This is a genomic window from Bradyrhizobium sp. USDA 376 (genome assembly GCF_054063675.1).
Window position 1 is genome coordinate 7,690,941 of record NZ_JBSSGN010000001.1, and the last position, 22,553, is coordinate 7,713,493.

Here is a 22,553-nt window from a genome sequence, read left to right on the forward strand (position 1 = left end):
GGGACAGGGAGCGCGGGGCGGCCATGATGACGATGTCACATACAGCGACGATGGACGCAGAGGCGCAAGCTGCACCAAAGGCCAAGGCGCGCAATTTGGCGATTGATCGCGCCCGCACCTTCCTGACTCTGGTGGTGCTGCTGCATCACGCGGTGATCCCCTATACCTATTTCGGTCATACCGATCCGAAGTACTTCTTCGGCTTCGACATGATCGTGCTCGCCACCGACAGTTTCTTCATGGCGATGTTCTTCTTCCTGTCGGGACTGTTCGCCTGGTCTGGTATCGCCCGGAAGGGACCGCTGAGCTATTTGCAGGATCGCCTGCTTCGGCTCGCGCTGCCATTCGTGATCTGCGCCTTCACGATCATTCCGCTCGCCTATTACGCCATCTCACTGCGGCACCATCCCGAGATCGGCTTTTCGGAATACTATTGGAATATGATCACGAAGGGCCCGTGGCCGAGCGGGCCGATCTGGTTTCTCTGGGTCTTGTTCGGCTTCGACCTGGTTGCCTGCCTGCTGTACCGGCTGTCGCCCAATCTGCTCGATCCGATCAATCGCCTCTCGCTGCACGGCCGCCGCCGGCCCGCGGTGTTCTTCGCGGTCATGCTTGCCGTCACCGCTGCGTTCTACATTCCCGGGCTGGTTCACTACGGGCATAGCAGTTGGTTCGAGTTCGGGCCGTTCTCGGTCCAGCACGGGCGCGTGATGCTCTACGCGACCTACTTCTTTTTCGGTGCCGGCATCGGCGTTGCGCAAATGGATCGCGGGCTGCTCGCCGCAGACGGCCGGATGGCGAAGGTCAGCTGGGACTGGATGGTGCTGGCGATCGTTCCGTATTGCCTCTTGTGGGTGCTGATCTTCATCAAGCGCGAAATACTGGGCAACCCGTCGCCGTTGCCGGACTGGTATGAAGCGCTCTATGCCATCTGCTTCACTGTCTTCAGCGTGGCCATCATGTTTCTGATCCTGGCCTTTTTCCAGCGGTTCAAGCAATCAGGTTCAGCCAAGCTACTCGATCCGATGCAGTCCGACGCCTACGGCATGTTCCTGGTGCACTACCCGATCGCACTGTGGCTGCAATACTGGCTGTTCGACTACGACCTGCCGGCGATCGTCAAGGCCACGATCGGGTTTGTACTGACAGTCGCGGCGAGCTGGGCGCTGACGCGAGCGTTGCGGCAGATCCCGGGCGCGACGAAGGTGCTTTGAGCGGGGAAACCGTGTCGACCAAGACCCGGATGTCGCTTCGCTCATCCGGGCTACGGGTCTGAGATTGAGGCGGCGCCTTACGCCGCCTTGCCACCCATATATTCCGGCAGCCAGCGCTCGAACGACTTGCGCAACACGTCGATCGTAACAGGCGCCTCGCCGGCGATCGCGATCGCATCGCCGCCGGTGGTGCCGATCCGCACGCAGGGCACCTCGCAGCCGCGCATCTTGGCGAGCACACGGCCGGCTTCGGTTTCCGGCACGGTGACGAGATAGCGCGCCTGGTCCTCGCCGAACCAGTAGGCCTGCGAGACAAGCGACGTCGGCGCCGCCAGCAGCTTTGCACCGATGCCGCCCGCCATCGCCATCTCGGCGAGTGCGATCAAGAGGCCGCCGTCGGAGAGGTCGTGCACGGCGGTCGCGGTGCCCGCATGGATCATGCCGCGCACGCAATCGCCATTGCGCTTCTCGGCGGCGAGATCGACCGGCGGCGGCGCGCCCTCCTCGCGACCGCAGATGTCGCGCAGGTAGACCGACTGGCCGAGCCAGCCATGGGTTTCGCCAATCAAGAGGATCGCCTCGCCCTCGGCCTTGAAGGCCAGTGACGCAGACTTGGTGAAATCGTCGAGCAGGCCGACGCCGCCGATCGATGGCGTGGGAAGGATCGCGCGGCCGTTGGTCTCGTTGTAGAGCGAGACGTTGCCTGAGACGACCGGGAAGTCGAGCGTGCGGCAGGCTTCCGAGATGCCCTTCAGGCACCCGACGAACTGGCCCATGATCTCGGGACGCTCAGGGTTGCCGAAATTGAGATTGTCGGTGATCGCGAGCGGCTTGCCGCCGACCGCGGTGATGTTGCGCCAGGCTTCCGCCACCGCCTGCTTGCCGCCCTCGAACGGATCGGCCTCGCAATAGCGCGGCGTGACGTCGACGGTCAGCGCCAGGCCCTTCGGTCCGTCCTGCACGCGCACGACGGCGGCATCGCCGCCGGGACGCTGCATGGTATTGCCGAGGATGACGTGGTCGTACTGCTCCCACACCCAGCGCTTGCTGCACATGTCGGGCGTGCCGATCAGCTTCTCCAGCGCAGCGCCGAGGCCCATCGGCGCGACCACGTCGCGCGCGTGCACGACCGGCAGCGCGGCGGACGGGACATGCGGGCGGTCATAGACCGGCGCCTCGTCGCCGAGCTCCTTGATCGGCAGGTCGGCCATGACGTCGCCGCCATGCTTGACCACGAAGCGCTTGCTCGGCGTGGTGTAGCCGACAATCGCAAAATCGAGCCCCCACTTCGTGAAGATCTCCTCGGCTTCCTTTTCCTTCTCGGGCTTCAGCACCATGAGCATGCGCTCCTGGCTCTCCGAGAGCATCATCTCGTAGGCACTCATCCCGGTCTCGCGGGTCGGCACCGCATCGAGATCGAGGTCGACACCGAGGTCGCCCTTGGCGCCCATCTCGACCGCCGAGCAGGTCAGGCCCGCCGCGCCCATGTCCTGGATCGCGATGACGCAGCCCTTCTCCATGATCTCGAGGCAGGCTTCCAGCAACAGCTTCTCGGCGAAGGGATCACCGACCTGCACCGTCGGGCGCTTCTCCTCGGACTTGTCGTCGAACTCGGCCGAGGCCATCGAGGCGCCGTGGATGCCGTCGCGCCCGGTCTTGGAGCCCAAATAGACGATCGGCATGTTCACGCCGGAGGCGGCCGCATAGAAGATCTTGTCGGCATCGGCGAGGCCCACCGCCATCGCGTTGACGAGGATGTTGCCGTCGTAGCGGGTGTGGAAGCGCACCTGGCCGCCGACCGTCGGCACGCCGAAGGAATTGCCGTAGCCGCCGACGCCGGCGACGACGCCGGAGACGAGATGCCGCGTCTTGGCATGCTCGGGCGCACCGAAGCTCAGCGCGTTGAGGCAGGCGATCGGGCGCGCGCCCATGGTGAAGACGTCGCGCAAGATGCCGCCGACGCCCGTGGTCGCGCCCTGGTAGGGCTCAATGTAGCTCGGGTGGTTGTGGCTCTCCATCTTGAAGACCACGGCCTGGCCGTCGCCGATGTCGATCACGCCGGCATTCTCGCCGGGCCCCTGGATCACCCAGGGGGCCTTGGTCGGCAGGCCGCGCAGATGGATGCGCGAGGACTTGTACGAGCAATGCTCGTTCCACATCGCCGAGAAGATGCCGAGCTCGGTGAAGGTCGGCTCCCGCCCGATCAGCTTCAGGATGCGCTCATACTCGTCGGGCTTGAGCCCGTGGGCGGCAACCAGTTCGGGGGTGATCTTGGGTTCATTCTTCATGGATTCGGGGCTTTCGGCGGCGGTTTGGCCGTTCTTAGGAACATCGGGGGCTCGCGAAAAGCCCTTTATGGCGCATTTTCCCGCTGTCCCACGTTTTGCGCCGGGGGCCCCGCGGGAACGGGAATTGCACGGCGCGGACGGATCGGATTTAAGGGCAAAGTACCCGTAATTGAAGGCCCATTTCCTTGCACGAATTGACCAAAATGGCCGCTTCCCCCCGCCCCGAGCTGCATGTCGCGACCGAGGGCGAATTTGCAGGCTGGCAGACCTGGATTCGCGACAGCTTTGAGAACCATATCGGCCCCTTCTGGCACCGCCTGGAGGCGGACGGCAGCGTCCGCTGCGCCTTCCGGGTCGAGAAAAAGCACCTGAACGGCTCGGGGAACGTCCATGGCGGCTGCTTCATGGCCTTCGCCGATTACAGCCTGTTCGCGATCGGCCGCCACGCCCTGAACGGCAAAGGCGTGACCGTCAATTTCGCCTGCGAATTCCTCGACGCGGGACATGAGGGCGAGCTGATCGAGTGCACCGGCGAGGTCACCCGCGCCGGCAAGTCGCTGATCTTCCTGCGCGGGCAGATGACCGCCGGTGAGCGCCTTCTGTTCACCTTTTCCGGGACGATCAAGCGGGCGAAGTGGAAGTCGCTCCCTCAGCCAAACGCATAGCTCGGCGCCTTCCCTTTTCGCGCCCCCTCGCCCAGACTGCGGCAAGCGCGTTCGCGCCGGGGAGCAAGACAAGGTGCCGCAGAGCACATCGCCGAGGGGTCGCGCAGCGGCCTCCGTATCAACACCGCTGCCGTCCATGGCCGCCACCGGCGCCCGCAACTGGCGCGACTACGCGCTGCTGTTCGCGCTGGCCTGCTGCTGGAGCTCGACCTATCCGCTGGCAAAACTGGCGCTGGACACGATCCCGCCCATCACCTTCATCTCGGCGCGCTCGCTGATCGCGGCCGCCTTCCTGTTCGCGATCCTGTGGATGCGCGGCACCAGGATTCCCACCGACGCGAAAGCCTGGAAGCTGTTCGCGACCCAGCAGCTGATCAACTCGACCTTCCCGTTCCTGATCATCACCTGGTCGCAGCAATATGTGCCGGCTTCGAACACGGTGGTGCTGGCCTCGACCACGCCGATCTTCGCCTTCCTGATCACCTCGCTGATCACGCGGCACGAGCCGGCAACGCTGCTGAAGCTCGCCGGCGCGATTTTGGGACTCGCCGGCACCGTCGCCATCGTCGGACTCGATGCGCTGCGCGGCTTCGGCAGCGAGATCATCGCCGAGATTGCGATCCTGCTCGCCACCATCTCCTTTGCCTGTGCGACGATCTTTGGCTTGCGGCTCTCGGAATACGACCCGATGGTGGTCGCAGCCGGCTCGCTCTTGTTCGGCGGCCTCGTGCTGCTGCCGCCTTCGCTGCTCATCGATCAGCCCTGGACCTTGCATCCGACGCCGACGGCGATCGTCGCCACCATCGTCATGGGCATCGTCTCCAGCGCGCTAGGGTTGATGCTGTTCTACGTCTGCCTCGGCCGGCTCGGCACGCTGACGACCAACGCGCAAGGCTATTTGCGCATCCCGATCGGCGTCGGGCTTTCGGTGCTGCTGCTCGGCGAGAGCGTGCCGTCGAACCTGGCGCTGGGCCTGCTGCTGGTGATGGCCGGCGTTGCGGCCATGACGGTGCCGGCGGAGCGGCTGAAACTGCGCTAGAGCATGATCCGGACCCGGAGGGCCGCGTTGGCGCAAAGTGCGAAGCGGTTTTCCGGAAAGATCATGCGTAAACAACAATCTAAAGCGCGATGACGATTCATCCAAATCTCATCGCGCTTCAGCGAGCGCCGATCAGGCAGCCACGTTTGGCTGCCGGAAGGCTGCTTCCATCTCGCGGCGCACCCGCACCGCGAGATTATTGGGATCGTACTCCACGTCCTCCCATTTCAGGCGCTGACCAGGCTCGATATTGGTCTTGAGCTTGACCTGGTGGGCGAGGCCGAGCGGCAGGTAGCCCTGCTTCAGTGAAGCGTCGGCAGGTGTCTGCTTGCCCCACACGCAGAAGCCGCCCTCGCCGTCGAGCATCTCGCCGGCCTTAAGCTTGCGCTTGGCGGTCGCGACGACGTCCGAATTGAAGACGATCGGCGCGCCGGTCGGCTCCTTGCGCAGCGCCGCGGAGGCGACGGAAATACCAAGCTCGAGCCCGATCATATGGATCGGCCGGTACAGAGAGGCATATTTGCCGGTCTTGTCCGGCAGCATGCTGTATTCGCGGAAGCATTCCTCGGAATAGGCGCTGTCGGTCTCGAACACCACATAGGTGCCCATCACGAGGCTCTGCGGCACGTCGGAGCCGTCGCGATAGACCGACGAGGTCACCTCGGTGACGCCCGATTTCTCCAGCATGCCGCCATCGGATTTCGGCTTGCAGATCTCGGCGTGCTCGAACCGCGTCGCCGGCGGGAACGACAGGCCTTCGCTCTGTGCGTGCAGCCCGGTCGCATTGCACACCGCCGTCATCTCGATGCCGGACTTGGTGCCGTCGACGAAGGAGTTGAACATCTTCGGGTTGATCGAGTTGCGATCCTTGATCTTCATGTATTTGTCGAGGATGTCCCAGACCGTATCCGGCGTCGACTGGTGATAGGTCGGGTGATAGCGCGTGCCCTTGCCGGCGGCGACGACCTTGAAACCGGCCGCGCGCGCCCAATCGACATGATCGGCGATCAGTGCCGGCTGATCGCCCCAGGCGAGTGAATAGACAACGCCGGCCTGCTTCGCCTTGCGCGCCAGGATGGGGCCCGCGACCGCGTCCGCCTCGACATTGACCATCACGATGTGCTTGCCGTTCTCGATCGCCTTCATCGCGAAGCGGATGCCGGCGCCGGGATCGCCGGTCGCCTCGATGATCACCTCGATCGCCGGATGGGTGATAAGCGCGTCGGCATTGTCGGTGACGACGGTGCCGCCGCGCTTGAGCGCGTCGTCGATGGAGGTTGCCGCGTATTGCTCTTCCGGCCAGCAACCGAGCTTGAGCTGAGCGCGGGCGCGGGCGGTGTTCAGATCGGCGACGCCGACGAGATGCATGCCGTCGGTCTGCCGCACCTGCGACAGGAACATCAGGCCGAATTTTCCGGCACCGATCAGGCCAATGGTAACAGGCTTGCCGGCTGCCTTGCGTTCCAGCAGCATGCGATGGAGATTCATCTGGATTTCCTTGAAATGTTTCCTCGGGTGACGGCGTTGTTGCAGCCGTAACGTCCGGCCGCGCTCGCCTTGTACGGAAACGTTAGGCAGCGACGAATCCGAGGGCAATTCAGATTATCTGCGGCGACGATGTAGGCACGCTAAACAATCGCCATGGCCTAAAGCGCGATGAGGATGAATCATCATCGCGCTTTAGCTCTTTGTTTGCGCATGATCTTTCTCGGAAAACCGCTTCACACTTTTCCGGATCATGCGCTAGCGCGCGCTCCAGGCATCGCGCTCCCCGCGCAGCCAGTCGAGGAAGGTGCGGGTCTTGCGGTGGCGCAGATGGCCGTGCGGGCAGACGATCCACTGCGTGGTCAGCGCGATCTCAGGCGGATTCTTCACGGGGCAGACTAGCCGCCCGTCGCGTAATTCGCGCCAGGCCAGCAGCTCGCTTTCCAGCCCGATGCCGAGGCCGTCGACGGCAGCGTCGATCGCCATGTGGCTGCGGTCGAACAGCACGCGCTTCCAGCGTTCCGCAGGCTCAATGCCGGCCTCCGTGAACCAGCGCGGCCATTGCATCTGCGATTTCACCGAATGGATCAGCCGGTGCTCGAGCAGGTCCCGGGCTGCGAGGCTGCCCGCCGCAAAGGACGAGGGTGCGCACAGCGGAAAGAAGCGCTCCTTGCCGAGGCTTTCGACGAACAGGCCGGGCCAGCCGCCTTCGCCGTGGCGGATCTCCAGATCGACGTTTTCTTTACGGAAATCGGTCGGCTCATTGGTGCCGTCGAGCCGCAATTCGATGTCCGGATTGGCGTCGACGAAGCTGGCAAGCCGCGGCAGCAGCCATTTGCTCGATACGCTCGGCGCGGCGCGCACCGTCAAAGTGGTGGCGGAGCGGATGCCGCGGACATGCTGCGTCACGTCGGTGACGTGCTCGATCTCGCGGCTGATCATCTCAAAATAGCGCTCACCGGCCTCGGTCAGCGTGATGTTGCGCCCGACCCGCGAGGTCAGCGCCGTGCCGAGATGCAGCTCCAGCGCCTGGATCTGCTGGCTGACGGCTGAGGGCGTCACCCGCAATTCGTCCGCCGCACGGGAAATGCTGCCCGCGCGCGCCACAGCGTGGAAGACGATGATGGCGCGGAACGGTATCTGCATCAGAGAACCTTTTAGACCAGCTAAAGTGACGGCGAATATAATTCAATTGTCGCCCATGGCCAGCGATCTAGGCTTCAGGCTCAAGGCAACCCGCGACAGACGGGTGCTAGATGAGGAAACAGGACGGTGCTGCGCACCGGTCCGCCCGGGGGGAAGGAACGCAAGACCAGGCCCTTTCACCAGACAAGCGATTTCAGCGACACCCGCGCAGCAAGGCCTGCGCGCGGCAATGAGCACGTGCGCCGACAAAGGCGCCGCACGAAACTATCAGGGAGGACTGACGATGTCGGGCAAGGGTCACAGGATTTCACGCCGCAACTTCATGGTGGCGGCTGCCGCCGTTCCGCTGGTCGCGATTCGCACCAGGCCGGCGCAGGCCGCCGAGTTCGAATACAAGCTCGCCACCGGCCAATCGCTGACCCAACCGATCAACACCCGCCTCGATCAGGCCGCAAAGCGGATCAGGGAGGCGAGCGGCGGCCGGCTGGAGATCAAGTTCTTTCCGGCCTCGCAGCTCGGCTCGGACACCGATCTGTTGACCCAGATCCGCAGCGGCGGCGTCGATTTTCTCAACATCGCCGGCTCCGTGCTGTCGACGGTGGCGCCGATCGCCGGCATCGCCAATGTCGGCTTCGCCTTCTCCGACTACAGCCAGGTCTGGAATGCGATGGACGGCGACCTCGGCAAGCTGATCGCAAGTCAGATCGAGAAGACCGGCGCGCTGGTGATGGCCAAGCCCGCCGACAACACGTTCCGACAGATTTCCTCGTTCACCAAGCCGATCAAGACGCCGGCCGATCTCGCCGGCTACCGCATCCGCGTGCCGGTATCGCCGATCTTCACCTCGTTGTTCAAATCGCTGGGCGCCAACCCGACCTCGATCAACTTCAACGAATTGTACACGGCACTCCAGACCCATCTCGTCGACGGCCAGGAGAACGGCCTCGTTACCATCGAGGCCGGCAAGATCTACGAGGTGCAGAAATACATCTCCGAGACCAACCATATCTGGGATCCGTTCTTCATCCTCGGCAACCGCCGCTCGGTGAAGGCGCTGCCCGACGAGTTACTGGCGATCGTCCGGCGTGAATTCGACCAGGCCGCGGTGGAGCAGCGCGCCGACACCGCCAAGCTCAATATGACGCTGAAGGACCAGCTGGTCGCCAAGGGCATCACCTTCGAGGCCTCCGACAAGGAAGCGTTCCGCAAGGGGCTGTCGGCTGCCGGCTTCTACAAGGAATGGCGCGGCAAGTTCGGCGAGGACCATTGGAAGATTCTGGAGGCCGCGGCCGGAGCACTGGCATGAGCGCCGTGATCGACATGCAGGAAACGGCGGCGCTCGGCAGAGCACAGCCGTTGCGCGGACGCTGGCTGGAGCAGTCGCTGCGCTGGCTGGTGGAGGTTCCGGCCGCGATAGCCGTCGTCGCCGAGGTCATCATCCTGTTCGCCGGCATCGTCGCGCGCGGCATCTTCCACCGGCCGATCATCTGGTCGGACGAACTCGCCTCCATCCTGTTCCTGTGGCTGGCGATGCTCGGCAGCGCGATCGCCGTGCAGCGCTCGGCGCATATGCGCCTGACCTTCTTCACGTCGTATCTGTCGCCCCGTGCGGAGGCCTGGGCCTCGACGCTCGCGGCCGGCGGGGTTGCGCTGTTCCTCGCGATCATCCTGCATCCGGCACTGGACTATGTGGAGGACCAAGCCTTCGTCGAGACGCCGGCCCTCGGCTGGTCCGGCATGGTCCGCGCGGCGGCCATCCCGGCCGGCTGCATCATCGCGCTCGCCAGCATCTGCCTCACCCTGGTCAAGCGGTCAGCGAAGGACCTGCTTGGTGTGGCTGTCTTGTTCGCCGCCATTGCCGGTGCGCTCTATCTCGCAGGTCCATCGCTGAAATCGCTCGGCAACTGGAACCTGTTGATCTTCTTCGTCGGCCTGCTCGGCTGTGCCGTGATGGCGGGCGTGCCGATTGCGTTTTCCTTTTGTCTTGCGACCGTCGCTTTCCTGCTGACCACGACGCGGACGCCGCTATTGGTCGTGGTCGGGCGCATCGACGAGGGCATGAGCTCGCTGATCCTGCTCGCGGTGCCGCTGTTCGTGCTGCTCGGACAACTGGTCGAGCAGACCGGCATGGCGCGCGTCATGGTCGCGTTCCTCGCCTCCGTGCTCGGCCATGTCCGCGGCGGGCTGTCCTATGTGATGTTAGGGGCCATGCTGCTGGTCTCCGGCATCTCCGGCTCCAAGACCGCCGACATGGCGGCGATCGCACCGGTGCTCTTTCCCGAAATGCGCAAGCGCGGCATGAAGGATGGCGAGCTGGTCTCGCTGCTCGCGGCGTCAGGCGCGATGAGCGAGACCATTCCGCCGTCGATCGTTCTGATCGCGATCGCCTCCGTCACCGGCGTGTCGATTGCCGCCTTGTTCACCGCCGGCATCCTGCCGGGGATCGTGCTCGCGATCGTGCTCGCCTTCGTCGCGCGCTACCGCGCGGGCTCCGAGGAGAATGCAGCGCTCAAGGTCGCGCGTGCGCCCATGTCGGTGGTCGCAAGGACGTTGTGGGCGGCGTTGCCGGCGCTGGCGCTGCCGTTCCTGATCCGCAGCGCGGTGGTCGAGGGCTATGCGACCGCGACCGAAGTCTCGACCATCGGCATTGCCTATTGCCTCGTGCTCGGCCTGATCATCTATCGCGGCAGCCTAAGCTGGAAGAACGTGCTGCCGATGCTGGTGCAGACCGCCTCACTGTCCGGCTCGATCCTGTTCATCGTGGGGGCTGCGAGCGCGATGGCCTGGGCGCTGGCGCAATCCGGCTTCTCGCATGATCTGGCGGCGCGCATGGCCGGCGTGCCCGGCGGCGCCTGGGGCTTCCTGCTGATCTCGGTGGTCGCCTTCATCGTGCTGGGCAGCGTGCTGGAGGGCATCCCGGCCATCGTGCTGTTTGGCCCGCTGCTGTTCCCGGTGGCCGCTCAGTTCGGGATCAACGAGGTGCACTATGCGATGGTGGTGATCCTCGCCATGGGCCTCGGCCTGTTCGCCCCGCCCTTCGGCCTCTGCTACTACGCCGCCTGCATCATCGGCAACGTCCCGCCGGATGCCGGCATGCGCAGGATCTGGATCTATCTCGCCTGGCTGTTCCTGGGCCTGCTGCTGATCACCTTCGTACCCTGGATATCGCTCGTGTTCCTGTGAGGCTCCCAAGCTGAGGCCGTTCTGCGCGCGGCACGTCCCGTCACGTCGAGAGCTGCTTCTCCGCGATCGACAGCCATTCGGCCTGCGCATCGCGCAGGTATTTTGGCGCGCGGCGCATCTGGATCAGCAGCTCGTTGAAGACCATGCGCGCCTCTGCAGTGCGGCCGACCGTTTGCAGCAGCATGCCGTAGCGCACCCGCGCCTCGGCGCCGGGGAAATAGCCGGCGAGCGCGTGGTATTCCTCCAGTGCCTCGTCGAGCCGGCCGACCTCGGCGAGCGCGCGGGCGTACAACAGATGCGCATCGGCGGAATCGAAGTCGGGCCATTGCTTCTGGAGATCGTCCAGCGTCGCCAGCGCGTCGGCCGGGCGCTTGGCGGCAAACTCGGCGCGCGCCTTGCCGAAGGCATAGGCGGGATCGTGGCCCATGGGCAGCTTCAGGATGTGATCGTAATGCGCTTCCGCTTCGCCGAACCGGCCGATATTTGCGCACTCTTCCGCCAGCGCCGCGCGGTTGGCGATGGTGTCGGTGCCGGCCAGACGGTCCGACAGCTCACGATAGCGCTTCTCCGGATCGAGGCGGTTGGCGACGCGCTGGCGCGCCTGCCGCGCACCGGGGCTGGAAAACCATTCGGGAATGAGCTCGACCGCGATATAGGCGAGCGCGCCCATCATCGGCACCAGCAGGATGATGAAGGCCCAGGGCCGCAACCGCCCGGTCCGCGAGGCGTGATAGATCAGCGTGAGATCGAGCAGCAGAACGACCAGGGCAACGGGCATGTGACATCCACGAGCACAACGACAGCGCACGCTTCCTGATATCGCAACTGGCGCGACTAAACAACTTTGAGTTGCTCATTTCCGCAAAATCAGCGACCCGGGGCGCGCGTTTGATGGCGACGAGAAATCAGTCGCCCCAAGCGCGACGCAGGTTCATGAGATCCCAGCCCAACGCTGCTACGGCGTATGCAGCTATTGCTTGGCGTCGTCCGCCAGCATCTTCCGGTACTTCTCGACGTCGCGCGTCACCAGTTGCTGAAGCAGCTCCGGCGTATGCTCGTTGTCATCGGGCGCAACGGTCGAAAGGTCGGCAAAACGCTTCTTCACCGCGTCGGTCTCCACCGCCGTGCGGGCGGCGGCATTGAGCTTGGCGATCACCGCCGGCGGCGTGCCCTTCGGCGCGAACAGGCCGTTCCAGCCCTGCGCCTCGAACTCGGGCAGGCCGGCTTCAGCCGATGTCGGCAGCTCCGGCAGCGTGGCGAGCCGGACGGTCGAGCCGACCACGAGCCCCTTCACCAGCTTCTCGTTGATCGACTGCGAGACCGAGGCCGCCGCATCGCAGACGCCGTCGATCTGGCTGCCGACGGCGTCCGTCAGCGCGGGCGCGGCGCCGCGATAGCCGACCAGCGTCGCGTCGATCCCGGCGGCGGTGACGAAGCTCTTGCAGATCAAATAGTTCGACGAGCCGACGCCGGCATGGCCGAGATTGATCTTGCCGGGATTGGCCTTGGCGTAGGCAATGAACTCTTTCAGGTCCTTGGCCGGAAAATCCTTGCGCAGCGCGATGATACCGAACGTCTTCGCCACCATCGCGATCGGCACGAAGGAATCAGGCGTGAACGGCAGTTTTGGATAGATCGTGTAGGTCGCGGCATTGGTGCCGGCATTGCCGATCGCGATCGTGTAGCCATCGGGCTCGGCGCGGGAGGCGCGCGCCAGAGCGGTCGAGCCGCCGGCGCCCGCAACGTTCTCGATCACGATGGTCTGGCCGAGCGCGATGCCCATCTGCTCGGCGACGGTGCGCGCGATCACGTCCGAGGTGCCGCCGGCCGCGAACGGCACGATCATGGTGATCGGACGCTTGGGATATTCCTGCGCGAATGCGCCTGTTGCAAACGCCAGCGCCGCGATCGCGGCGAGAGCACGCTTCAGCACGAACGCGCTCACGCGGCCTTGTCCAGATGCTGGGCGAGGCCGGCGAACAGGCCGCGGCCGTCGGTGCAGCCCATGATGTCTTCGACGTGGTTTTCCGGATGCGGCATCATGCCGAGCACGTTGCCCTTGTCGTTGACTATGCCGGCGATGGAATGCGCCGCGCCGTTGATATTGGCGGCCTCGTCGACCACGCCGTCGGCGGAGCAGTAGCGATAGAGCACCCGCCCCTCGCCCTCGAGCCGCTTGATGGTTTCTTCGTCCGCCTCGTAATTGCCCTCGCCATGGGCGACCGGCACGCGGATCACCTGGCCGGCATTGTAACCGCGGGTGAACGGGGTATCGGAGCGCTCGACGCGCAGATGCACGTCGCGGCAGATGAATTTCAGCCGCGCATTGCGCATCAACACGCCCGGCAGGAGGCCGGATTCGCAGAGGATCTGAAAACCGTTGCAGACACCGAGCACGAGCCCGCCCTTGGCCGCATAATCGCGCACCGCATCCATCACCGGCGCACGCGCGGCGATTGCGCCGCAGCGCAGATAATCGCCGTAGGAGAATCCGCCGGGCACGACCACGAGATCGGTGCCTGATGGCAGCGACGTCTCGGCGTGCCAGACCATCGCCGGCTCGCTGCCGGAGATCAGCCTCAATGCGCGCGCCATGTCGCGCTCACGGTTGATTCCGGGAAAGACGAGGATGGCGGCTTTCATGGCAGGGGTTCCGACGGTGCTGGGAATCGGGCTGGCCAAGGGGCCAATTCGTGAAGAGACATAGCCATTTGACGGGGATTTTACCAGTGCTAGCCTTGCCGGGCGGCCTTGTACACAGGCCATAACCACGGCACTTTTGCCCGACGATCTTGCCCGGGATTGAAACCATGAACGTCCCGTCGCGGCCTGCATCCCCTTCCGAGCCGGTGTCCACCGAAGGCGTCGTCGCTGCCGGCGCCTATGTCGACGGAAGGCGCGTCGCCAACATCGCCATCAGCGAGGCCTCGAGCTGGCGGGCCAAGCCCGGCCACGTGGTCTGGATCGGGCTGCATGAGCCGGACATGGCGCTGCTCGGCGCGGTGCAGAAGCAGTTCGACCTGCACGAGCTCGCGATCGAGGACGCCAACCACGCCCATCAGCGGCCCAAGATCGAGCAATATGGCGAGGCCCTGTTCATCGTGGCGCGCACCGCGCAGTTGATCGAGGGCCGGATCGCCTTCGGCGAGACCCACATCTTCGTCGGCGACGGCTATCTGGTCTCGGTGCGCCACGGCGCCTCGACGTCCTACACGCCGGTGCGCGAACGCTGCGAAAGCTGCCCGCGGGCGCTCGCCCGCGGCGAGGACTACATCCTCTATGCCATTCTCGATTTCATCGTCGACAATTACTCGCCCGTGCTCGAGAGCATCCAACAGGAGGTCGAGGGCATCGAGGACGACGTGCTCGCCCACGCGATCACCAGGGCGCAGATCGAGCGACTCTACATGCTGCGCCGTGACCTGCTGCGGCTGCGCAACGCGATCGGACCGCTGGTGGAAGTCTGCCGCCGGCTCGAGCACGACGAGCTGTCGATGGTGCGCGCGACGATGCAGCCGCTGTTCCGCGACGTTACCGACCACGTCAGGAACATCCAGGAACGGATCGATTCCATGCGCGAGGTGCTGGCCTTCGCCTTCGAGGCAAGTCTCCTGGTCGGCCAGGCGCAGGAGACGGCAGTCTCGAAGAAGCTCGCCTCGTGGCTGGCGATCATCGCCATCCCCACTGCGCTCGCCGGCATCTACGGCATGAACTTCAAGCACATGCCGGAGCTGGAGTGGGAGTACGGCTATTACATGCTGCTCGGCGTGATGCTGGCAGCCTGCGGCTCGCTCTACTGGCGTTTTCGGCGGGTGGGATGGCTGTGAGGCCTGCCCGATGTTACCGGGCAGGCGCGTCGTTGAGTTCAAGCCTCCGCTCGATACGATCGAGCCGGCCCTCATGCCTCACCAGCGTGGCATGGACGCCGGCGATTTCCTGAAAGACGCTCGTGACATCCTGGCGAGCCGCGTTTTGGGACGTCCGCAACGCCAGTATTTCCCGCTTCATTTCGTCGATTTTGCCATCGACCTGCGCTAGCCGCGCCTGGATCGATTTCAACGCCTCGAACATCCGCTCGGGCGTCACATCGGACATTTCTGCCTACCCTTACGCCTTCATCTCGATAGCATAATTCTCAATCACGGTGTTCGCCAGCAGCTTGTCGGCGGCGTCCTTCAGCGCGGCTTCCGCCTTGGCCTTGTCGGCGCCGGCGAGCTCGATGTCGAACACCTTGCCCTGGCGCACGCTGGCGACGCCGTCGACGCCGAGCGACTTCAGCGCGCCTTCGATGGCCTTGCCCTGCGGATCGAGGATGCCCGTCTTCAAGGTAACGGTGACACGTGCCTTCACGTCAAAAACCCCTTTAGCTCTTCACCAGCACCGGGCCGGAGCCCGCCGGACGCTCGTTCTCCATGAGGATGCCGAGGCGCTTTGCAACTTCGGTATAGGCCTCGAGCAGGCCGCCGAGGTCCCTGCGGAAACGGTCCTTGTCGAGCTTCTCGTTCGACTTGATGTCCCACAGACGGCAGCTGTCCGGCGAGATCTCGTCGGCGACGATGATCCGCATCATCTCGTTCTCGAACAGCCGTCCGCACTCCATCTTGAAATCGACGAGACGGATGCCGATGCCGAGGAAGAGGCCGGTGAGGAAGTCGTTGACGCGGATGGCGAGCGCCATGATGTCGTCGATCTCCTGGGGCGTCGCCCAGCCGAAGGCGGTGATGTGCTCTTCCGACACCATGGGGTCGTTGAGCTGGTCGTTCTTGTAATAGAACTCGATGATCGAGCGCGGCAGCTGCGTGCCCTCCTCGATGCCGAGGCGCTGCGACAGCGAGCCGGCGGCGACGTTCCGCACCACCACTTCCAGCGGCACGATCTCGACCTCGCGAATCAACTGCTCGCGCATGTTGAGGCGGCGGATGAAGTGGGTCGGCACCCCGATGTCGTTGAGGTGCTGAAACAGGTACTCCGAGATCCGGTTGTTGAGGACACCCTTGCCCTCGATCACCTGATGCTTCTTCGCATTGAACGCGGTGGCGTCGTCCTTGAAGTGCTGGATCAGGGTACCGGGCTCCGGGCCTTCATAGAGAACCTTTGCCTTGCCTTCATAAATGCGACGCCGACGGCTCATGGGGATGTACCGTGTTTTGTTGAAATCCATGAATTTGGTGTGCTCCGGTTGACTAGGATTACGACCCACAGCGGAGCTGCCGTGAACAGCCCGGAACCCATCCATAACCCAAGGAAACACCAAGGAAACACCAAGGAAACAGAACGGGAACCAAGCCTTTAGGCAACCTATCCGATTGGCTGTCCGAGCACAATCGATCCGGCCGTCCGGCGCCAACTTATACCGTCTTGCCTGCGGCTTAACGGCTCGTTGTTTTGCCGATTCGTGCTCCTTATCTAGGCATGCGCCGGGGCTCCCGCAACGAGGGCTGCCGGGTCCAGTCAGCAGGAAATTGGAAAAGGCATGAGCGAGATCAACAAGCGCGAGGAAGGCTTCGAGAAGAAATTCGCCCTCGACGAGGAGCAGAAATTCAAGGCGGAGGCCCGCCGCAACCGGCTGCTCGGGCTGTGGGCGGCCGAAAAGCTCGGAATCACCGGCGAGGCCGCCACGGCCTACGCCAAGGAGGTGGTCGCGGCTGATTTCGAGGAAGCCGGCGACGCCGACGTCCTGCGCAAGATCGCGGCCGATTTCGCCGCCAAGAGCGTCGCAATTACCGAACAGGCGATTCGCACCAAGATGAGCGAGCTGCTCGCGGTCGCGGCCGCCGAGGTGAAGGCAGGGAAATAATACGTTCAGAGCCCACGCCGGCGCGCAATGACCTTGCGCGCCGGCGCTCTCTTTCGGGTGCTCCGGCTGGCCGGGCCGTCGAACGTGGCGTAGTCGCGGCGGATGGTTTCCAGCAGGCGCTGAGCGGCAGCACTCAGGAAGCCGCCGCGACGAGTCACGAGCACGATGTGCTGGTCCGCGGCGAGATCGCCGACGGTGATCGTCGAGATCGCTCCCGCATGCAGCTCCTCCGCCACGTGGCTCTGCGCCAATAGCGCAAGGCCAAAGCCCGCCTCCACGAGCCGCTTCTGCGCGGTGAGGCTGTCCACCGCCGTCCACTCCACTTCGCCAAGGCCTTGCGTCAGGAACAGCGCGAACACGTGAGCCGCCGCGACCTCGCGGCGGCCGCGCGTTTCCGGGAACGCGATCCAGCGCTCGCCGCGAAGCTCGGCGAGCCGCTTCACGCGCTTGCCGGCAAGCGGATGATCGCTCGCGCAGACCACCTGCAACGCTTCGCTGAGCACCAGCTCGCAGGCAAGATCGCCGGCGCGATCGGTGTTGTAACGCAGGCCGATCGTGGCCTCGCCGCGCCGGATGAGATCGCTGACCTCCGCGCTGGTCGCGGTGCGCAAGGCGAGCGCGACGGCGGGATTCTCCGCGGCAAATCGTTTCATGATGCCCGACAGGCGGCCGTCGGCGAGCGTGCCGGTCACGGCCAGCGAAACCGGCCCAGAATTCTGCTTGGTCAGCGCGCGTATCGCCTGTTCGGCGTCCTGCGCCGCCGCGACGGCGCGCTCGGCATAGGGGATCAGCACGCGCCCCGCGTCGCTGAGCCGCGTGCGGCCCGCGATCCTCTCGAACAGGGGCACCCCGAGCTCCTGCTCCAACAGCGCAATGCGGCGCGAAATCGCCGGCTGCGAGCGATGCAGGAATTTCGCGGCATTCGAGACCCCGCCCCTGCGATGAACGGTCAGGAAGGTGTTGAGGGCATCGCTGTCCATGGCGGACACCTCATGCAAAAAACTGATGATACTGAAAGAAATAACAAATTTGGCGGATGAGGAGAATGCCCCTAAGGCTTGCCCGACAGACAAGGTCAAGCGGAGAGAGCCATGACGAGCCAGTTGGAGAAAGCGAAGGCATTTCGCGCCCTGCACCAGCGCCCCGGCGCGTTCATCATTCCCAACCCCTGGGATGCCGGCACCGCAAAGCTGCTCGCCGCCGCCGGCTTCGAGGCGCTCGCAACCACGAGCCTCGGCCTTGCCAACATGCAGGGAAGCTCGACCGTCAGCCTGGACGCGATCCTCGACAATTGCCGCGTGATCGCGAAGGCGACCGATCTTCCGGTCAGCGTCGATCTGGAAAACTGCGGCGCGCACGACCCGAGGCAGGCGGCGGAAGCGATCCGGCGTGCAGCCGAGGCCGGCGCCGTCGGCGGCTCGATCGAGGACTTCACCGGAGACCGCGAGCGGCCGATCTACGACTTCTCGCTCGCGGTCGAGCGCGTGCAGGCGGCCGTCGAGACGGCACGCTCGCTCTCGGTCGCGTTCACGCTGACGGCACGCGCGGAAAACCTTCTGCACGGCCGCAACGATCTCGACGATACGATCCGGCGGCTTCAGGCGTTCGAGGCTGCGGGCGCCGACGTCCTCTACGCACCGGGGGTCCACGACCTCGCCACGATCAGGACGGTCGTCGCCTCGGTCGGAAAGCCGTTCAACCTCGTGATGGGTTTTGCCGATCCGACGCTGACGCTCGCACAATTGTCGGCGGCCGGCGTCAAGCGCATCAGCGTCGGCGGCGCCATGTCGCGCTATGCGCTGGCCGCGTTCCTGAGGAGCGCGCGCGAGATGAAGGAGAACGGCTCCTTCACCTTTGTTCGCGAGATGGCACCGATCAAAGAGCTGCGCGACGCATTCGCGTCGGTCAGCCCTCCCTAAAGCCGTACTCCGGCACGTTGCCGCTGGCGCCGTAATATTTGTACGGCAGGAATTTTCCGCTCATGGTGATCTTGACGCGGTCGCCCTTCGGGTTGGCGACGCGCTCGATGCCCATGTCGAAGTCGATCGCCGACATGATGCCGTCGCCGAACTCTTCCTCGATCAGCGCCTTCCAGGCCGGGCCGTTCACCATCACCATCTCGTAGAAGCGGTAGATCAGGGGATCGGTCGGCGGCATCGGCGTGCCGGTGCCGCGCATCGGCACCTCGTTGAGCATGGCAGTCTCGGCCTTCGAGAGGCCGAACAGCTCGCCGGCGTTCGCCGCCTGCGGCTTCGTCAGCTTCATCTGGCCCATGATCGCGCCGACGATCAGCACCTCGGAATAACCGCCGATCTTTTCGCAGATGTGTTTCCAGCTCCAGCCCTTCTCGCGCTTGATGTCGAGCAGTTTTTCGGTGAGGTCTTCGCGTTTCATGTCAGGGTCTCCTCGTTAGGCCGTCAGTCCGGGATTGGTCCCGGGTATCCAGGTCTGTCGTGGCTCTTCGCCGCTTGCTGCGATCGAGAGGCCAGGCTTGCCGATATGCACCACAGGCACGTTGCGCGGATCGTGATCGGGCGTCTCGGCGACGAAGGTCTTGCTGCGCGTCACCAGGAAATCGATGATGTGGTTGCGCAGCGCGTAATAGAGCGGATGGCGGTGCAGGTCGGTGCGGCCGCGATCCCTGGGCAGCGGGTTCTCGACGACCTCGGCCAGCACCGCGCCGGGACCGTTGGTCATCAGGAAAATCTTGTCGGCAAGGTAGATCGCCTCGTCGACGTCGTGGGTGATCATGAACGCGGTTTGCCCGGTCTCCAGGCAAATGCGCCGCACCTCGTCCTGCAGCGTGCCGCGCGTCAGCGCATCCAGCGCCGAGAACGGCTCGTCCATCAGCATCATTTTCGGCGTGATCGAGAGCGCCCGCGCGATGCCGACACGCTGCTTCATGCCGCCCGACAACTCTGACGGCCGCTTGTGCTCGGAGCCGGTGAGCCCGACGAGATCGATGAATTTCTGCGCGTGCGCCTTGACCTTGGCGCGGTCCCAGCTCCGCCATTTCGAGCTCACGGCATAAGCGACGTTGCCGAGCACGGTGCGCCAGGGCAGCAGCGCGTGGCTCTGGAAGATCACGGCGCGGTCGAGGCTGGTGCCCGAGATCGCCTGCCCGTCGACGATGACCGCGCCCTCGCTCGGCGCATCGAGGCCGGCGAGGATGTTGAGCACAGTGGTCTTGCCGCAGCCGGAATGGCCGATCACGCAACAGAACTCGCCGCGGGCCATCGAGAGCCACAGGTTCTCGAACACGGTGGTCGTGGCGCCGCTTGCGCCGGGATAGCGTTTTGCGATGCCTTCGATGGAAATGAACTTGTCGGTCACGGCCCCTACTCCGGAAAGGTGACCATGCGCGTGAAGCGCGCGAGGATCTGGTCGAGCAGCATGCCGACGATCCCGATCAGGAGGATCGCGATGATCACGTTGGTTATCGAGAGGTTGTTCCACTCGTTCCAGACGAAGTAGCCGATGCCGGTGCCGCCGACGAGCATCTCGGCCGCGACGATCACGAGCCAGGCAATCCCGATCGAGATGCGCATGCCCGTCAAGATCGTCGGCGCCGCTGCGGGGAGGATCACGGTGAAGGCTCGCCTGACGGTGCCGACCTCCAGCGTGCGCGCGACATTGATCCACTCCTTGCGCACGCTGGCGACGCCGAACACGGTGTTGAGCAGCATCGGCCAGATCGAGCAGATGAAGATGACGAAGATTGCCGAGACCGAGGAATCCTTGATGGTGTAGAGCGCCAGCGGCATCCATGCGAGCGGCGAGATCGGCTTCAACACCTGGATGAACGGATCGAGCGCCTTGCTCAGCAGCGGTGACATGCCGATGAGAAAACCCAGCGGGATGGCGACGAGCACCGCGAGCAGATAGCCGGTGCCGACGCGCGCAATGGAATAAGCGAGCTGGATGCCGAGCCCCTTGTCGTTCGGCCCGTTGTCGTAGAACGGCCGCTTCAAATGCTCCCAGAGCTTTGCGCCGACATCGAGCGGCCCAGGCATGGCGGATTTGCCCTGCGTGGCCGTGAGGCCCATCAGCTTGGCGTATTCCGGGCTCATCGTGGCGACAGGTGCCGTCGAGCGCGTGGCGAGATGCCAGATGCCGAGGAACGCGGCGAGCAGCGCGATGGAGACGAGGCCGGCGCGGAGGCGGAGGGAGGATGTCATGCGACGTGCCCTCTCCACATGTCGTCCCGGCGAAGGCCGGGACCCATACCGCGTGATCTATCGATGGCGGTCAGTGGGAGTACCGAACGACGAGTCATCGCCAAACATCTCCCTGTGGTTATGGGTCCCGGCCTTCGCCGGGACGACGCCGGAGAGAGAGCACGACCCATCACGACGCCTTCCTGATCTTGAAGCTCGCGACATAGTCCTCCGGCTTGGCCGGATCGAACGTCTTCCCCATCACCGCGAACGATTTGTAGCTGCTCGCCGGCGGCGACAGGCCCATCTCGGTCATCAGCTTCTTGGTGTCGGTCGCCAGATAGACCTGCTCGGCCACCGCCTTGTAATCGACATCGCCCTTGATCTGGCCCCAGCGCTTCATCTGCGTCAGCATCCACACCGCAAAGGACTGCCAGGGGAACGGATCGAAATCGACGCGCTTGGCATCGGTCTTCACACCGCCGAGGCCGTCGGCATAGGTGCCGGTCAGCACCTGCTCCAGCACCGTGACCGGCGCGTTGATGTAGTTGGCGGGCGCAATGGCCTCCGCGATCTGCTTGCGGTTCTCGGCCTTCGAGGCATAGGCGGTGGCATCGACGATGGCGCGCGTCAGCGCCGCAAAGCTGTTCGGCGCTGTGGTGATGAACTCGCGGCTGGCGGCGAAGCTGCAGCAGGGATGGCCGTCCCAGATCTCCTTGGAGAGCAGATGCATGAAGCCGACGCCGTCATAGATCGCGCGCTGGCAGATGTTGTCGGGCGCGAGGAAGCCGTCGATGTTGTCGGCGCGCAGGTTCGCGACCATCTCCGGCGGCGGCACCGAGCGCAGCTGCACGTCGGCGTCAGGATCGAGCCCGTGCTCGGCGAGATAATAGCGCAGCAGGTAATTGTGCATGGAATAGTCGAAGGGGATCGCGAATTTCAGGCCCTTCCAGTCCTTCGGATCGCGCTTGTCCTTGTGCTTGGTCGCAAGCACGATGCCCTGCCCGTTGATGTTCTCGATCGCAGGGACGGCGAAGGGAATGGCGTTGGCCCCGAGGCCGAGCGAGATCGCGATCGGCATCGGCGCCAGCATGTGCGCGGCGTCGTATTCCTTGTTGATGGTCTTGTCGCGGATCACGGCCCAGCCCGCGGTCTTGACCACCTCGACGTTGAGGCCGTGCTTGGCATAGAAGCCCATCGGCGCCGCCATGATGATCGGCGTGGCGCAGGTGATCGGGATGAAGCCGACCTTGAGGTCCTTCTTCTCGGGCGCACCGGCCTGCGCAAAGACCTCGGTCGCCGTTTTGAGCGGGAAGAACTGCGAGAGTGCCGCGAGCGCAGTCGATGCCCCGACCGACTTCAGGAACGCGCGCCGCGCAACGTCCTGCGGAAACATCGCGCGCATCACTGCGGAGGCGACCACGCCCTCGTAGCGCTTCTCCTCGCTCTCGACGGGCGCGCAGCGCAGCGCCGTGGCCTGCTCGTGCTCGGCTGCGGACTGATGCTGGCCGCAGACGCAGCCGGTTCGAAGGTTGCGATCGGGATCAAACGGATTGTCGAACGTGGACATCGGCCCTCC

The 22,553-nt window shown here is 64.6% G+C and carries 22 protein-coding genes; 8 read left to right on the plus strand and 14 right to left on the minus strand.

Translation table 11 applies throughout. The annotated features are described in order from the left end of the window. Positions 1–23: 23 nt before the first annotated feature. A complete protein-coding gene (locus ACVJ19_RS36245; protein WP_453953815.1) occupies positions 24–1,214 on the plus strand; it encodes an acyltransferase family protein in 1,191 nt (396 codons plus the stop codon). A gap of 77 nt (positions 1,215–1,291) precedes the next feature. Here the strand turns inward: ACVJ19_RS36245 and purL are convergent, their stop codons facing one another. After that, on the minus strand, positions 1,292–3,502 hold the full coding sequence (purL, locus tag ACVJ19_RS36250; protein ID WP_453953816.1) for a phosphoribosylformylglycinamidine synthase subunit PurL: 2,211 nt from the start codon (positions 3,500–3,502) through the stop codon (positions 1,292–1,294). 185 nt (positions 3,503–3,687) lie between these two features. Between purL and ACVJ19_RS36255 the strand changes: the two genes are divergently transcribed. Both ACVJ19_RS36255 and ACVJ19_RS36260 read left to right on the plus strand, forming a co-directional pair. Next, positions 3,688–4,167 carry a PaaI family thioesterase gene (locus tag ACVJ19_RS36255; protein ID WP_271584412.1) on the plus strand — a complete coding sequence of 160 codons (480 nt, stop codon included), beginning with the start codon at positions 3,688–3,690 and terminating at the stop codon, positions 4,165–4,167. Positions 4,168–4,240: 73 nt separating this feature from the next. After that, positions 4,241–5,206 (plus strand): DMT family transporter, encoded by a 966-nt coding sequence (locus tag ACVJ19_RS36260; RefSeq protein ID WP_453953817.1) that lies wholly within the window; start codon positions 4,241–4,243, stop codon positions 5,204–5,206. A gap of 132 nt (positions 5,207–5,338) precedes the next feature. Here ACVJ19_RS36260 and ACVJ19_RS36265 read toward each other — a convergent pair whose 3' ends face one another. Together ACVJ19_RS36265 and ACVJ19_RS36270 are read right to left on the minus strand one after the other, a co-directional pair. Beyond that, on the minus strand, positions 5,339–6,694 hold the full coding sequence (locus ACVJ19_RS36265; protein ID WP_453953818.1) for an NAD(P)H-dependent oxidoreductase: 1,356 nt from the start codon (positions 6,692–6,694) through the stop codon (positions 5,339–5,341). A 255-nt stretch (positions 6,695–6,949) separates the two neighbouring features. Next, the gene (locus tag ACVJ19_RS36270) at positions 6,950–7,837 is read right to left on the minus strand and encodes a LysR substrate-binding domain-containing protein (protein WP_453953819.1); all 888 of its coding nucleotides are present in this window, start codon (positions 7,835–7,837) and stop codon (positions 6,950–6,952) included. 283 nt (positions 7,838–8,120) lie between these two features. Between ACVJ19_RS36270 and ACVJ19_RS36275 the strand changes: the two genes are divergently transcribed. Together ACVJ19_RS36275 and ACVJ19_RS36280 are read left to right on the plus strand one after the other, a co-directional pair. Then, positions 8,121–9,143, plus strand: a complete 1,023-nt coding sequence (locus ACVJ19_RS36275) for a TRAP transporter substrate-binding protein (RefSeq protein ID WP_453953821.1) — start codon at positions 8,121–8,123, stop codon at positions 9,141–9,143. Next, positions 9,140–11,020, plus strand: a complete 1,881-nt coding sequence (locus ACVJ19_RS36280; RefSeq protein WP_453953822.1) for a TRAP transporter large permease — start codon at positions 9,140–9,142, stop codon at positions 11,018–11,020. Before ACVJ19_RS36275 ends, ACVJ19_RS36280 begins: the two co-directional genes overlap by 4 nt. A gap of 40 nt (positions 11,021–11,060) precedes the next feature. On the opposite strand, the gene ACVJ19_RS36285 is transcribed toward ACVJ19_RS36280, so the two are convergent. From ACVJ19_RS36285 to purQ, 3 genes are all read right to left on the minus strand, one after another. Further along, positions 11,061–11,798, minus strand: coding sequence for a tetratricopeptide repeat protein (locus tag ACVJ19_RS36285; RefSeq protein WP_453953824.1), 738 nt, complete (start codon positions 11,796–11,798; stop codon positions 11,061–11,063). Positions 11,799–11,990: 192 nt separating this feature from the next. Next, on the minus strand, positions 11,991–12,965 hold the full coding sequence (locus ACVJ19_RS36290; protein WP_453953825.1) for a tripartite tricarboxylate transporter substrate binding protein BugD: 975 nt from the start codon (positions 12,963–12,965) through the stop codon (positions 11,991–11,993). Then, entirely contained in the window at positions 12,962–13,663 is a 702-nt protein-coding gene (gene purQ, locus ACVJ19_RS36295) for a phosphoribosylformylglycinamidine synthase subunit PurQ (RefSeq protein ID WP_453953826.1), read from the minus strand. Before purQ ends, ACVJ19_RS36290 begins: the two co-directional genes overlap by 4 nt. Before the next feature lie 167 nt (positions 13,664–13,830). Between purQ and ACVJ19_RS36300 the strand changes: the two genes are divergently transcribed. Continuing rightward, the gene (locus ACVJ19_RS36300) at positions 13,831–14,847 is read left to right on the plus strand and encodes a magnesium and cobalt transport protein CorA (protein WP_453953827.1); all 1,017 of its coding nucleotides are present in this window, start codon (positions 13,831–13,833) and stop codon (positions 14,845–14,847) included. 13 nt (positions 14,848–14,860) lie between these two features. Here the strand turns inward: ACVJ19_RS36300 and ACVJ19_RS36305 are convergent, their stop codons facing one another. Genes ACVJ19_RS36305 through purC form a run of 3 tightly spaced genes read right to left on the minus strand, consistent with a single transcriptional unit; the run spans position 14,861 to position 16,151 of the window. Beyond that, on the minus strand, positions 14,861–15,115 hold the full coding sequence (locus tag ACVJ19_RS36305) for a hypothetical protein (protein WP_453953829.1): 255 nt from the start codon (positions 15,113–15,115) through the stop codon (positions 14,861–14,863). Between the two features lie 12 nt (positions 15,116–15,127). After that, positions 15,128–15,370: a phosphoribosylformylglycinamidine synthase subunit PurS gene (gene purS / locus ACVJ19_RS36310; protein ID WP_128950927.1), complete on the minus strand. Its 243-nt coding sequence runs from the start codon at positions 15,368–15,370 to the stop codon at positions 15,128–15,130. A gap of 13 nt (positions 15,371–15,383) precedes the next feature. Further along, positions 15,384–16,151, minus strand: coding sequence for a phosphoribosylaminoimidazolesuccinocarboxamide synthase (purC, locus tag ACVJ19_RS36315; protein ID WP_008974302.1), 768 nt, complete (start codon positions 16,149–16,151; stop codon positions 15,384–15,386). A 342-nt stretch (positions 16,152–16,493) separates the two neighbouring features. On the opposite strand from purC, the gene ACVJ19_RS36320 reads away from it, so the two are divergent. Beyond that, positions 16,494–16,817, plus strand: coding sequence for a DUF1476 domain-containing protein (locus tag ACVJ19_RS36320; protein ID WP_453953830.1), 324 nt, complete (start codon positions 16,494–16,496; stop codon positions 16,815–16,817). 5 nt (positions 16,818–16,822) lie between these two features. On the opposite strand, the gene ACVJ19_RS36325 is transcribed toward ACVJ19_RS36320, so the two are convergent. Further along, positions 16,823–17,797, minus strand: a complete 975-nt coding sequence (locus tag ACVJ19_RS36325; RefSeq protein WP_453953832.1) for a LysR family transcriptional regulator — start codon at positions 17,795–17,797, stop codon at positions 16,823–16,825. Between the two features lie 111 nt (positions 17,798–17,908). On the opposite strand from ACVJ19_RS36325, the gene ACVJ19_RS36330 reads away from it, so the two are divergent. Next, entirely contained in the window at positions 17,909–18,736 is an 828-nt protein-coding gene (locus tag ACVJ19_RS36330; protein ID WP_453953833.1) for an isocitrate lyase/PEP mutase family protein, read from the plus strand. Here the strand turns inward: ACVJ19_RS36330 and cynS are convergent. From cynS to ACVJ19_RS36350, 4 genes are all read right to left on the minus strand, one after another. After that, positions 18,723–19,211 (minus strand): cyanase, encoded by a 489-nt coding sequence (gene cynS, locus ACVJ19_RS36335; protein ID WP_157333768.1) that lies wholly within the window; start codon positions 19,209–19,211, stop codon positions 18,723–18,725. The two genes, ACVJ19_RS36330 and cynS, sit on opposite strands and share 14 nt — an antisense overlap. 15 nt (positions 19,212–19,226) lie before the next feature. Further along, positions 19,227–20,150, minus strand: a complete 924-nt coding sequence (locus ACVJ19_RS36340) for an ABC transporter ATP-binding protein (RefSeq protein WP_453953835.1) — start codon at positions 20,148–20,150, stop codon at positions 19,227–19,229. 5 nt (positions 20,151–20,155) lie between these two features. After that, complete coding sequence (gene ntrB / locus ACVJ19_RS36345; protein ID WP_453953836.1) at positions 20,156–20,995, minus strand: nitrate ABC transporter permease; 840 nt, start codon at positions 20,993–20,995, stop codon at positions 20,156–20,158. A gap of 169 nt (positions 20,996–21,164) precedes the next feature. Next, a complete protein-coding gene (locus ACVJ19_RS36350) occupies positions 21,165–22,544 on the minus strand; it encodes a CmpA/NrtA family ABC transporter substrate-binding protein (protein ID WP_453953838.1) in 1,380 nt (459 codons plus the stop codon). Positions 22,545–22,553 lie beyond the last annotated feature (9 nt).